The sequence below is a fragment of the Prevotella vespertina genome (genome assembly GCF_009728485.1).
Lineage (GTDB): Bacteria > Bacteroidota > Bacteroidia > Bacteroidales > Bacteroidaceae > Prevotella > Prevotella vespertina.
The window spans coordinates 91357-105544 of record NZ_VVIQ01000001.1 but is presented as its reverse complement, the minus strand read 5'-3'; the positions used below and the strand labels follow the sequence as shown (position 1 = coordinate 105544).

The 14188-nt window shown below is 39.7% G+C and carries 7 protein-coding genes and 1 tRNA gene; 7 read left to right on the top strand and 1 reads right to left on the bottom strand.

Annotated elements, in window-relative coordinates; translation table 11 throughout:
* Positions 1-243: 243 nt before the first annotated feature.
* Genes F0475_RS00400 through F0475_RS00390 form a run of 3 tightly spaced genes read left to right on the top strand, consistent with a single transcriptional unit; the run spans position 244 to position 6394 of the window.
* Entirely contained in the window at positions 244-3291 is a 3048-nt protein-coding gene (locus tag F0475_RS00400; protein WP_234422927.1) for a SusC/RagA family TonB-linked outer membrane protein, read from the top strand.
* An 11-nt stretch (positions 3292-3302) separates the two neighbouring features.
* Positions 3303-5225 carry a RagB/SusD family nutrient uptake outer membrane protein gene (locus tag F0475_RS00395; protein WP_199879759.1) on the top strand — a complete coding sequence of 641 codons (1923 nt, stop codon included), beginning with the start codon at positions 3303-3305 and terminating at the stop codon, positions 5223-5225.
* A gap of 35 nt (positions 5226-5260) precedes the next feature.
* Complete coding sequence (locus F0475_RS00390; protein ID WP_155714912.1) at positions 5261-6394, top strand: SusE domain-containing protein; 1134 nt, start codon at positions 5261-5263, stop codon at positions 6392-6394.
* A gap of 518 nt (positions 6395-6912) precedes the next feature.
* Here the strand turns inward: F0475_RS00390 and F0475_RS00385 are convergent.
* Positions 6913-6986: transfer RNA gene (locus F0475_RS00385), tRNA-Asn, on the bottom strand.
* A 185-nt stretch (positions 6987-7171) separates the two neighbouring features.
* Here F0475_RS00385 and F0475_RS00380 point away from each other — a divergent pair.
* From F0475_RS00380 to infB, 4 genes are all read left to right on the top strand, one after another.
* Positions 7172-8860 carry a S41 family peptidase gene (locus F0475_RS00380; RefSeq protein WP_155714911.1) on the top strand — a complete coding sequence of 563 codons (1689 nt, stop codon included), beginning with the start codon at positions 7172-7174 and terminating at the stop codon, positions 8858-8860.
* A gap of 489 nt (positions 8861-9349) precedes the next feature.
* Positions 9350-9817: a ribosome assembly cofactor RimP gene (gene rimP, locus F0475_RS00375; protein WP_155714910.1), complete on the top strand. Its 468-nt coding sequence runs from the start codon at positions 9350-9352 to the stop codon at positions 9815-9817.
* A 5-nt stretch (positions 9818-9822) separates the two neighbouring features.
* Entirely contained in the window at positions 9823-11088 is a 1266-nt protein-coding gene (gene nusA / locus F0475_RS00370; RefSeq protein ID WP_155714909.1) for a transcription termination factor NusA, read from the top strand.
* A gap of 144 nt (positions 11089-11232) precedes the next feature.
* On the top strand, positions 11233-14169 hold the full coding sequence (infB, locus tag F0475_RS00365) for a translation initiation factor IF-2 (protein WP_155714908.1): 2937 nt from the start codon (positions 11233-11235) through the stop codon (positions 14167-14169).
* The last annotated feature ends 19 nt before the right edge of the window (positions 14170-14188 follow it).

Sequence of the window (14188 nt, the reverse complement as noted above, 5' to 3'; positions counted from 1 at the left end):
ATACATATACTAATAGAACTTAGGTAACTGCAGTAAAATGTTTAATTTTGCAACAGAATCTAAACTACACCTTGATGAGATGTACTCAATTTATCATGTAAAGAGTGTATTTATTAACTTTACCTATTAAATATAATGAGACAAAAGCAAATGTTTTTTTGCCGTAGTATGCTTAATAGGCGTACCTTAAGTACAGCATGCCTTGTTGCGTGTTTGTTCTCTGGTGGTGCCTTAAATACTGTCATGGCAACCCCTACTGATTTAATGGTAAGTCAGCAAACAAAGACTTATAAGGTAACAGGTCAGATTACTGACTTAGCGAAAGAACCTTTGATTGGAGTTACAGTAACGGTAGTTGGAACAAATGGTCCAATACGTGCAATTAGTGATATTGATGGTATTTTCTCCCTCAATGTACCTGAAGGTGAGAATAAATTAGAGTTTTCTTACGTCGGATACAAGAAGCAGACAATATCAGTATCAGGTGCAAAATCATTGAATGTTGTACTTGAAGAAGAGACGAAGGATATTGATGAAGTTGTGATAACGGGCTTTAGTAGTCAGAAAAAAGCATCTATTGTTGGTGCCATTCAGACTATCCAACCTAATGATTTGAAGTTTGGTAACACTCGTTCTTTATCTAATAATCTTGCTGGTAAACTATCTGGTGTCATAGGAGTTCAACGCTCTGGTGAACCTGGATATGACGATTCTAACTTCTGGATTCGAGGTATTAGTACCTTCTCTGGAACACGTGCACCATTGGTGTTAATAGATGGTGTTGAGCGTGATCTTAATAATGTTGATGTAGCCGAGATAGAATCTTTCTCGGTATTAAAAGATGCTTCTGCAAGTGCCATGTATGGTGTTCGTGGTGCTAATGGTGTTATCGTTATTACGACAAAACATGGAAAGATTGGTGCTCCGTCGGTCAAGTTCCATGTTGAGCAATCGGTTAATACGCCAACTCAATTACCTAAGTTCTTAGATGCACCAGCCTATATGGGGTTACTCAATGAACTCGCAGGTGAAGCTAATGCACCTCTTCCTTTTACACAGCAACAGATAGACAGAACACGTAGTGGATATGATCCGGACCTTTATCCGAATGTGAATTGGATAGATGCTATTACGAAGAAATATGCTTATTCAACACGTGCTAACCTAGATGTAAGCGGTGGTTCCGACTTTCTCCGTTATTCCATCGTGGCTTCTTACTTCCGTGAAACGGGTATGTTAGCACAAGATAAATCATTGCCATTTGATAATTCAACCAATAATCAGATGTTCAATCTTCGTTCTAATATTGACATGGATGTGACTAAGACAACCTTGTTACGTGTGAATATTGGTGGATTCTTGAATCGCTTTAGACAGCAGAGCTGTAATACTGATGACGCTTTCAAGCAGGCATTTGAAACGTTACCCTTCGTATCTCCAATTCGTTATAGTGATGGAACAATACCAAAAGTATCGAATCGAGCTAACCCGTGGGAAACGGTAACACAGCATGGGTATGACTTCTATACAAGCTCTAAGATTCAAACACTCTTCTCTGTAGAACAAGATTTGAAGATGGTTACTCCTGGTTTAAAGGTGAAAGCTCTCTTTAGTTTTGACCGCTGGAACAAGAGTACACGTAGTCGTACTGCCAATCCAGGAACAGTTCTTCCTGCAACAGGACGCGATGCAGAGGGTAATTTGTTACACCTTCAAGGAAGTGTAGGAGATGAGTCCATGGGTAGTAGTAAGGGAAGTGAGTATGGTAATACACGTGTTTACTTTGAAGCAGATATGTTGTATAACCGTCGTTTCGGAAAGCATGATGTAGATGCACTCTTCCTTTATAATCAACAAGCTTATGATGATGGTGATATTCAAGATTATCGTAAACAAGGTGTAGCAGGGCGTCTCTCTTATACTTATGATAATCGTTACGTTGCAGAGTTCAACTTTGGTTATAATGGTTCAGAGAACTTTGCCAAAGGTAAGCGATTTGGTTTCTTCCCTTCGCTTGCTGTTGGCTGGTTAATGAGTGAGGAACCTTGGATGCAGAAGTACCATAATATTTTTAATAAGATAAAGTTCCGTGCCAGCGTTGGTAAGGCTGGTGATGATAAGATTGAGGGACGTCGTTTTGCTTATTTAACGACTTTGAATCAGTCTGCTCAAGGTTATACTTGGGGAACAACGGGGCAGGTTAATTATGAAGGGGATGTCAAAGGTATCAGTGAGGGTGATATTGGCGTGAGCAATCTGACATGGGAAACGGTAAAGAAGTATAATTTTGGCTTTGAACTAGGTCTATGGAATATGATTGATTTTAACCTTGACCTCTTCCGTGAGAAGCGTTCTAATATCTTCATGAAACGTAGTATTATTCCTTCACAAAGCGGATTTATCAATAACCCATGGGCAAACTTTGGTAAGGTAACTAATGGAGGTGTAGAGATGAGTCTTAACTTCCATAAGCAATGGAATAAGGATTGGTTCACCTCTGCTTATGCTAACTTTACATACGCAAAGAATCGTGTTGATGAGTATGATGAACCTGAAAAGAAGAAAGATACCTATCGCGCACAGACAGGTCGCTCTCTTTATGAACTCCAAGGACTCACAGCTGAGAGACTATTTACGAATGATGACTTCAATGCCGATGGTTCATTGAAAGCAGGTATCCCATCACAAAGTGGTGTAGGTGGTACAAATCTCAAACCAGGTGATGTGAAGTATGTTGATAAGAATGGTGATAACGCTATTACAGAAGAGGATGCTGGATTCATTGGGGGGACTATTGATCCACGGATTGTTTATGGATTTGGTGGTGTGATAGCCTATAAGAACTTCGATTTTAACTTCTTTTTCCAAGGTGTTGGAGATTCTCATCGTATTATAGGTGGTACACCATATTTTATACCAGGTAGTGGTACAACTGTACAAGGAAATGCTTATAGTGAGAATATCAGCGATCGTTGGACTACTGATAATCAAGATCCATATGCGTTCTGGCCACGTTTTACCTATGGACCTAATGTTAATAACTATCGTGCCTCAACTTGGTGGAAGAAAGATATGAGCTTCCTTCGCTGTAAGACAATAGAACTTGGTTATACACTTAATACTAACTGGCTTAAGAGTCTATATGTAAAGAGTATGCGTGTGTATGTCAGTGGCAATAACCTCTTTGCCTTCTCTAAGTTTAAGTTATGGGATCCAGAATTGGGAACGAGTGATGGTTTAAGATATCCAATGAATCGTTCTATTCAGTTTGGTGTAGACATTAATTTCTAATGATGTTAATTATGAAATCTAGAAAAATAGCTAAATACTTTGCAATTGGTTTGTTGACTTTAAGTGCAACAACGTCTTGTTCTGATTATCTTGACAAAGAACCTGATACAGAACTAGACATGAAGACTGTATTCACAAATCGTGATAAGGTTTATAGAATGCTGTCTTATGTTTATAATATCATCCATACTCCAGATAAATTTGCCTTAACAGAAGATGGATATGAGGTGTTTGCTGATGATTTAACACCATCACGGCGTTGGGAACAATGGAGTTGGGATCAAACAATTCCGAAGCTGTTTGGACAATGGACGATAAATTCTTCGTGGCGAGGAAACCTATGGGGGGATATGCCTAAGTATATTCGCCATGGTTACATCATGGAGAATATGTTGCATGCATTGCCTGATCAAGACCTTCCTCAGCGTGAAGTTGACAATATCAAGAACGAGTTGAAGTTCTTAACAGCTTATGGTTGGTGGCAAGCTGCAGAGGCTTATGGTGGTATACCATTCAAGCCAGACTATATTACTCCATCTGATTTTACACTTTCGGAATTGATGGTTGGACAATCAAAGTTCGATGATATCGTTGACTATTGTGATAAACAAATGCTAGAAGCTGCTAATGCTTTACCTGCTACTTATGCTGACCCTTCAAAGTATGGGCGGATAACAAAGGTCATGGCACTTACTGTTCGTGCACGTATGTTGCTCTTTGCTGCAAGTCCATTAGTAAATGGTAACTCTTGGTATAACAATTATAAGAACAAGAATGGAAAGCTAATTTTCAACCAAACTTATGACCCCAATAAGTGGAAAAAGGCTGCAGAAGCTTGTAAGCTATGTATTGATGAGGCTGAGAAAGCAGGATATGAATTATATAAAGAGTATAATGATGATGGTTCGATAGACCCATTTATGTCAACGTATAATGTTCACATCAAACGTTGGAGCGAAGGAAATCATGAGATAACATTCCCTGTAACCAAGCACAACGCATATAAAGACATTACAGGATTGCTCAATTGGTGTTCTGTACGTGAAGTCGGTGGTGGTAATGGACTTGGTGTTTATCAAGGTCTTGTGGATGCTTTCTTTGCAAAGAATGGCCTTCCTATAAGTGATCCCAACTCTAACTATCGTGAAGAAGGTTTCTCTACAGTAACTGATACACGAAATACAAAGTGGGAATATGGTACAGGTCATATGGGAGAAGTAACAGCTCCACACACCTATAATATGTATTGTAATCGTGAACCACGTTTTTATAACGCAGTAACTTATAATGGTGCATGGCTTACATATGTTGGTCGCAAGGCTGATATGCTATATAACCATACAGATAATGTACGATCAAGTTCACCGCACGATGCACCTCAGAATGGTTATCTTCTTCGTAAGGCAATTAACTTGACAGATAATGTTAAGACGGGAAAGATTACTGATAGACAAGGTTTCATCTATCGTCTAGCCTTCACATATTTGGATTATGCAGAAGCAGAAAACGAAGCCTTTGATGATCCTGCAGCTCGGTCTTCGGCATTGGTATATCTAAATCGTATTCGTGAACGTGCTGGTGTACGTCAGTATACATTTGATAATGTAAGCCTTCAGGATGATAAGTGTATTCATATAGACAACTCCCAAGCTGCACTTCGTAAGGTTATTCGTGCAGAACGTCGAGTAGAGTTGTGCTTTGAAGACAATCGTTGGTATGATATCCGTCGTTGGAAAGATGCAGAAAACTTGCCAGAGATGATAGGTGATGGTTACGGTATGAACTCTTTGGGAGGTGATGAAGCTAGCTTCTATAAGCGTACAGTCTTCCAACATCGTATTTGGAAGCGTCAATATTATTGGATGCCTGTATATATTGATGAATATGAGAAGAACCCGAACTTGGTGCAAGGTCCATTCTGGGAAAGCGAATAGTCCAACATGAAATATGAATTATAATTGCGAAAACAATGAAGACAATCAATAAAATATTCGGACTTCTTAGTATCCTTCTAGCATTTACTGCTTGTAATGAAGATCCTACTTATTTTCAACTACCTAATCAGCCAGATGATATGCACATTCAAGCATCTGTTTCTGAAGTGGTCTTGAATAAGGGACAAGAAGGTCAGCCCGCTATTACTTTCAAGTGGGATGAGGTGAAAAGTCCTATTAAGGACTATGATTCAATCACCTATAGTATTAGACTCTATGCCACAGAATCAAAGAGTGATAACCATACGGAATTTATTTCTATAGGTAAAAAACGAGAAGTTACATTCACTCATAAGGAGCTTAATGATATAATAGCTCGGTGGGTTCCAGCTGGTACAAAGGTTTCTGTGACAGCGGAAGTAGTAGGGTTGATAAATAATGAAATCAAATATATTAAGCCAGAATCCTCAATGGTAGAGTTTAGTGTGACTGGTTATGAGAAGACTCCAATGTATCTTTATGCTCATCTCAAGGATGATGCTACGGGGGCTGAACGTGTAGAACGACTAAGTCAGCGTCAGTTGGGCTCTGGTATTTATGAAGGTACATTCCCTGTAACTCCTTGTAGTTATTATTTCACAACATCACCTACATCAGATCGTCCTGCTTATGGTCAAGATAGTGGTGAGAAGCTGAAGTTTGTTAATGAGGGTAATGTCTCAAACTTTGCGAATACAGCATCTGGCACACGAACATTTATTGTTGATATTAATGATGAGTTCATGGATTGTCGTGTCGTGAACATTGTTCAATTACCAACTCGTGAAACAATCCGAATCGTTGGTGATGGTTGTTCTATTGGTTGGGATCCTGGATCATCAGAAGGCTTATTTAAGATAGAGAATCCTCGTTATCCTTATATCTACTCATGGACAGGAGAATTTAAGAACGGAGAAATCAAGGTAAATACTGGTACGAACTGGGGTGATCAATTCTTCTTTGCTCCAGAGTCGAATGCTGATCCTGCTGTTAATCACCAATTGAATATGTTTAGATATGAAGGAGCTGGTGGTGATGTGAAGTGGAAAGTTACTACTCCTGGGCGCTTTAAGTTTACCCTTTGTTTGGATGCAGATAACTTACACACATCCTTTGAGCCTGTACAATAATAGGTATAAACGATCTTTGTGATTGATTCTTCAAAAAGAGATATGTTGCAATTTCCTTAGTTGTAGCATATCTCTTTCTTCTTATCTAAACTTGTGGAAACTCTTTTCTAGTATCGATAGGGTGTATTCTCTTATGATTTTATTCTTGCTTTTGCTACCTTTTCCTATTTGAAAAGGCCCTAATTTAGTTTTAATTATAGTTGATGTCATTTTTAACAATTGCTGTAGTTGTTTTGATTTTAGTGATTTATGTTCGGTAAGAGAGTGCCAAAATTGGTAGTAGAAATATTTTTCTTCGTTTTTATAGGTCTTAGCTCTTTTTAAACTCCTTTGTATTCTTCATCCTTTAGGAAGCTTCGAACTACTAGTGTAAATAGTCAATACTACTTGTGTTCCTTGTCAACACAATAAGTCATTAAAGCAAGTAGACAGCTAATAGAGTGGGGCTTTAATGTGAATATGTTATCTTAGAAAAAGAAAAAAAGGAAATTCTCTAATTGAGAATTTCCTTTTCTATGCGCTCCAGGATGGGCTTGAACCAACGACCCCCTGATTAACAGTCAGGTGCTCTAACCAACTGAGCTACTGAAGCAGGTGCTTGTTTCTTGTAAGCGGTTGCAAAGGTACGATGTTTATTTGTAACTACCAAATATTTTGAGAATAAATTTCAATAAAAGAGTAAAATACTTTAATTTCCTATGCTAATTATGTATTTTCCATTATAATAATGTACTTTTGCCCCCTATAAGCTCATAACTTACAAACAAAACATACGTGATGAAAAAACTATTCATAGTATTCTGTCTTTGGATTCTTGCTTTTGGTGGTGCTGCAGTGGCACAAAATAATTCGGACAAGGATCATAATTTTAAGGTAGCAAAGAACCTCGAGACCTTTTCTGCAATATATAAATACCTCGATTTGATGTACGTTGACACCCTCAATGCAGATGAGGTTGTTGGTAATGGTATTAATTATATGCTTCATTCGTTGGATCCTTATACGGTGTATTATCCGGAAGATAAGGTGAAAGACCTTGACCTAATGATCTCAGGTAAGTATGCTGGTATCGGTGCGGTGATACGTTATAACTTTGCTATAAAGAATACGATTATTGATCAACCATACGAAAATATGCCTGCTTCAGAGGCTGGATTGAAGAAAGGGGATATTATTCTTGCTATTGGTGACTCGTCTATGGTGGGTAAAGATGTCTCCTATGTAAGTAATAGATTACGTGGTGATGCTGGCTCACGATTTGTCCTCACGATAAAGAGACCATCAACAGGTAAGAAGATGAAGTTTAAGATTACACGTCGTTCAATTCAACTTCCTGCTGTTCCTTATTATGGTTTGCAGGATGATGGAGTCGGTTATCTGAATCTCAACTCTTTTACAACTGATTGTTCAAAGGATGTGCGACGTGCTTTTCTTGATATGAAGAAACAAGGAATGAAGTCGCTAGTCTTGGATCTTCGAAATAATGGAGGTGGTAGTTTGCAAGAGGCTATCAATATTGTTAATATGTTTGTTCCTAAGGGCATAACATTGGTGAAAACCATTGGAAAGATAGAACGCGCAAATAAAGAATATAAGACAACTGTTGAGCCAATAGACACTGTTATGCCGATTGTTGTTCTAGTGAATGATGAGACTGCAAGTGCCAGTGAAATTACTAGTGGCAGTTTACAAGACTTGGATCGTGCGGTTATTCTTGGTACACGAACCTATGGAAAGGGACTTGTGCAAGTGTCAATGGATCTTCCTTATAATGCTAATTTAAAGTTGACAACCAGTAAATATTATATTCCTAGTGGACGTTGTATTCAAGCAATCAATTATAAACATTCTAATGGTGGATACACCGAACATGTGCCAGATTCCTTGACGCATGTGTTCTATACTGCTGATGGTCGTGAGGTCAGAGATGGTGGAGGTATTAAGCCAGATATTGAGGTGCAACCAGACTCTTTGCCTAATATTGCTTTTTATCTTACCTCATCTGGACGTGATTCAAGTGAAGTGATGTTGAATTGGGAATTGAAGTATTTGAGTACACATCCTACAATTGCTCCTGCAAAGAACTTTGTTATCTCCGATGCGGATTACGCTGATTTTAAACAGGCAGTACTAAAGAGTGGCTTCAAATATGATCGTGAAAGCAAGAAATATCTAGAAGGTCTTGTGAAATTAGCAAGGTTTGAAGGTTATTATGATGACGCTAAACCAGAGTTCGATGCATTGGAGAAAAAGCTCAATCATAACATTGCTAAGGATCTTGATTACAACAAGCAGACCTTAAAACAGTTGTTGACAAGTGATCTTGTTTCTGCTTATTACTACCAGAGAGGATCAATGGAAAATAGTTTGCAGTTCGACAAACAATGGAAAAGGGCTGTAGAGTTGTTGAAAGATCCAGCTGCATATAAGAAAATACTGCAACCATCTGTTGATATTAAAAAGTAGTAAGTATTAGATAAAGCGTAAGTTTTTAAGACTATCAATAGATACCTTTTTAAAGAGAAAAGATGCCCTTTGAAGTAATCAAAGGGCATCTTCTTGGTTATTAAAGGGTATCTATATACTTGTAAAAGGGTGTTTCCTTTGTGGAGAAAATAGTTTATTTATAATTATTAAATAATCTGTTTATTGTCAACTTTTAGATTATTTTTTAAGCAAAGTGATTGTTTTCCCTAATTAAATAGAGCGTTTTCTGCTTCACAAGAAAGGCTAGCTTGGGGAATAATTAAAAGTATGTTTACTTTAAGGAGCATTGGATTAGTTTGGGTTAGAAAGTCTTATTACACATCACTTGCGTTATATGTATTAGAACAAGTGAAGTCTTAAGAAAAAGTAGAAAACATTTGGCTTGTGTCGAATTTATTTGTAACTTTGCACACGTTCAGAGGAATGAGGGGCTTTCGATAGCTCCTCATTTTTCATATTAAAACGCTTATGATAGATAAAAACGTTGTAAAGAGTCTCGTTGACGAGTGGCTGGAAGGTAAGGAATACTTCCTAGTTGACATTCAAATCAGTTCAGATGACAAGATTGTCGTTGAGATTGATCACGCCGATGGGGTGTGGATAGAGGATTGTGTAGAGCTGAGTAAATATATAGAAGATCGCCTTTCACGTGATGAGGAGGATTATGAGTTAGAAGTTGGTTCTGCTGGTCTAGGACAGCCATTCAAGGTTCCTCAACAGTATGTGAACTTTATTGGAAAGGAAGTTGAGGTGTTGGATAAGGATGGGAAGAAGGTTAAAGGCGTTTTGAAGAGCGTTGATGGCAATGATTTCATCGTTGCTGTTAATGAGAAAGTACAAGTGGAAGGAAAGAAGCGTCCAGTGAAAATGGATGTAGACCATGCGTACAAGATGGATGAAGTAAAGTATACAAAATATATAATAAGTTTCAAGTAAAGGCTATGGCAGCAAGAAAAGTAGAAGAAGAGCGTCCGAATATGATCGAGACCTTTAAGGAGTTTAAAGACACCAAGAGTATCGATCGCACAACACTTGTGAGTGTATTGGAAGAGAGCTTTCGTAATGTTCTCGCAAAGATATTCGGTAGCGATGAAAACTTCGACGTGATTGTTAATCCTGATAAGGGAGACTTTGAGATTCACCGTAACCGCGTAGTTGTGGCTGATGGTGAGGTTAAAGACGAAAATAAAGAGATTAGTCTGACGGATGCACGTAAGATAGAAGCCGATTATGAAGTTGGTGAGGATGTTAGTGAGGAGGTCGATTTTAATAAGTTCGGTCGCCGTGCTATCTTGAATTTACGCCAGACTTTGGCGTCAAAGATCCTTGAATTGGAGCATGACTCTCTATATAATAAGTATAAGGATCGTGTTGGTCAAATAATTTCAGGTGAAGTCTATCAAACTTGGAAACGTGAAGTCTTACTTGTTGATGACGAGAATAACGAGTTGATACTCCCTAAGGGTGAACAGATTCCACGTGATCAGTATCGTAAGGGTGAGACTATTCGTGCGGTGATTCATCGTGTTGATAATGAAAATAACAATCCAAAGATTATCCTTTCACGTACTGCTCCTGAATTCTTAGAGCGTCTTCTTGAAGCAGAAGTTCCTGAAATTGCGGAAGGCTTAATAGCAATTCATAAGATTGCTCGTATGCCTGGTGAGCGTGCGAAGATAGCTGTTGAGAGTTTTGATGAACGCATTGATCCTGTTGGAGCTTGCGTTGGTGTGCGTGGAAGTCGTGTACATGGCATCGTTCGTGAATTATGTAACGAAAACCTTGATGTCATCAATTGGACAGCTAATACTAAGCTCTTCATTCAGCGTGCACTGGCTCCTGCTAAGGTTAGCAGTTTGACCATTGATGAGGAAAACAAGAAGGCTGAAGTTTACTTGCAACCAGAAGAAGTGAGTCTAGCTATTGGTCGTGGTGGTATGAATATCAAGTTAGCTAGTATGCTGACAGGTTATACTATCGATGTGTTCCGTGAGCTTGATGAACAGAATGCAGAAGAGGATATCTATTTGGATGAGTTCTCTGATGAGATTGATCAGTGGGTTATCGATGCTATTAAAGGTATCGGACTTGACACTGCTCGACAGGTATTGAATGCTCCACGTGAGATGTTAATCGAGAAAGCTGACTTAGAGGAAGAGACTGTTGATAATGTCTTGAACATATTGAAGTCAGAGTTTGAACAATAAAAGGTGATTGGTTGGTGGGTGATGGCTGTTGATTGATAGCTAACGGGTGTGACTATTTATCGACTCCATGTTCGGAACCCCTCTCTACCAAAAGGCAAAACAACTACCAACAACTAGCACCCAACACCGAATAAAATAAAGTTAATGAGCATCAGATTAAACAAAGCAATTCGAGAATTGAATATAGGACTTCAGACGGCAGTGGAGTTCTTGGAGAAGAAACAAGAGTTGGGAGAGGTTAAGAGTGACTTGAACTTCAAACTCAGTGATGGGCAGTATAATGCTCTTGTCGGAGCCTTTAAAAACGATAAAGAGGTTAAGAATGACGCTGCTAAACTTTTCCAAAAGAAGCCTAAAGAGAAGAAGTCTACTGCTGATCATAGGGCAGAGGCTCTGCTTAAGGGTAATCGTCCGCAGTATAAACCAGTCGGAAAAATAGATCTCGATCAGCTTAATAAGCCGGTCGCTAAGTCTTCTGTTGCTCCTACTGAAAAGAACTCTGAACCTGTAGCTGCTACTGCCGTTAGCCAAGAGCAGGGTAAGAATGAGGTTAATAAGGTTTTGAAATCCGAAAAAGAAGATAAGCCTGTTGTTAATGAAAAGCCAATAGAAAAGGTAGAGACAGATAAGTCTGTTACTCCTAATAAAACAAAGGTTGAGAAATCTGTTGAGGGGCATATGACACAGAAGTCTGTTGAACCAAAAGTTGTGGAGGCACCTCAGAATGAGGAAAAGAACCATGATGATTCTAAGAAAGAAGTAAAAGCTGACGTAGTGGCAGAGCCAGCTTCGACAATATCAAATACAACTACAAATTCTGCAGTAGTGGAGGAAAAGAAAGATAATGGGCTCTTCTTGACAAAGAACGAGAAGAAGATTTTGAATACACCTAAGGTGAATGTCTTAGGTAAGATTGACCTCAGCACTTTGAACCAGAGTACCCGCCCTAAGAAGAAGAGTAAGGAGGAACGCCGTAAAGAGCGTGAGGAGAAAGCTGGTCAGGGTAATGGTCAGGGCAAGAAGAAACGCGTTCGTATTAACAAGGAACGTGTTGATATCAATGCTGCCGCTAATCAGCAGCAGAACCAGAATGGTAAGAAAGGCAATAACAACAATGGCGGTGGCAACAAGAATGCGGGTAAGAAGAACCGCAATCGTAATCAGAAGCCTTTAGAGGTTGATGATGAGGCTGTAGCACGCCAGGTAAAGGAGACACTTGCACGCTTGACAAGCAAGAGTCAGAATAAGAAGGGTGCTAAATACCGTAAAGAGAAGCGTGATGCTGTTCAAGAACGTCTGAATGCAGAGGCTAAGGCAGAGCGCAAGGAAAGTAAGATATTGAAGTTGACAGAGTTTGTTACTGTTTCAGAGTTGGCAACAATGATGAATGTTCCTGTAACAAATGTCATCTCAACCTTGATGTCTGTAGGTATCATGGTGTCTATCAACCAGCGTCTTGATGCAGAGACTATCAACCTTGTTGCTGATGAGTTCGACTTCAAGACAGAGTATGTTAGTGCTGAAGTACAGGAAGCTGTTAGTGAAGAGGAGGATGATGAGAACGATCTCGTGTCACGTGCTCCAATCGTGACTGTCATGGGTCATGTTGACCATGGTAAGACTTCTTTGCTCGACCATATCCGTAATACGAATGTAATTGCTGGTGAGGCAGGTGGTATTACCCAGCACATCGGTGCTTATGGTGTGACACTTGAGAACGGACGCAAGGTTACCTTCCTTGATACTCCGGGTCACGAAGCATTTACTGCTATGCGTGCTCGTGGTGCACAGGTTACTGATATTGTGATTATCATCATTGCTGCAGACGACTCTGTGATGCCTACTACCAAGGAGGCGATTGCTCATGCACAGGCAGCAGGTGTTCCTATGGTCTTTGCAATCAATAAGATTGATAAGCCAGGAGCTAATCCTGATAAGATTCGTGAAGACTTGTCACAAATGAATCTGCTCGTTGAAGAATGGGGTGGTAAGTATCAGTGTCAGGAAATCAGTGCTAAGAAGGGTATCGGGGTGAACGAACTTCTCGACAAAGTCCTTCTTGAAGCTGATATGATGGATCTCAAAGCTAACCCTAACCGTAAGGCTACAGGTACTATCATTGAGTCTTCACTTGATAAGGGTCGTGGTTATGTAAGTACGGTTCTTGTATCTAATGGTACTTTGAAGATTGGTGATAATGTTATCGCTGGTACTTCATGGGGTCGTATCAAGGCTATGTTCAATGAGCGTAACCAGCGTATTGAGAGTGCTGGACCAGCAGAGCCTGCAATCATCCTCGGTCTGAATGGTGCACCAACAGCTGGTGATACCTTCCATGTTATGGAGACAGAGCAGGAGGCACGTGAGATTGCTAACAAGCGTGAACAGTTGCAGCGTGAGCAAGGCTTGCGTACACAGACTCGTCTTACCCTGTCTGATATCTCTCACCGAATCGCTCGTGGTGAGTTCCATGAGATGAATATCATTGTGAAGGGTGATACTGATGGATCTATCGAGGCATTGTCTGACTCATTCATCAAGCTGTCAACAGAGAAGGTTAATGTGAACGTGATCAGTAAGGCTGTAGGTCAGATTTCTGAGAACGATGTTATGTTGGCATCAGCTTCAGACGCTGTTATCGTCGGCTTCCAGGTTCGTCCTTCTGCTGATGCACGCCGTTTGGCTGACCGTGAGGGTGTAGAAATCAATACTTACTCTGTCATCTATGATGCTATCGACGATGTTAAGTCAACGATGGTGGGTATGCTTGACAAGGTGAAGAAGGAGATTGTCACTGGTCAGTTTGAGGTTAAACAGGTCTTCAAGATTTCCAAGGTTGGAACTGTTGCTGGTGGTATGGTTACTGAAGGTAAGGTTCACAGCAAGGATAAGGGTCGCGTAGTCCGTGACGGAATCGTTATCCATACAGCTCCTATTGATGCTTTGAAGCGTTATAAGGACGATGTGAAGGAGGTCGCTACAGGACTTGAATGTGGTATTTCACTTGTCAATTACAATGATTTACAGGTGGGTGATATCATCGAAACCTTCACGGAGATTGAGGTTGAACAGAAATTGTAACAATATAAAAAACCGTCTT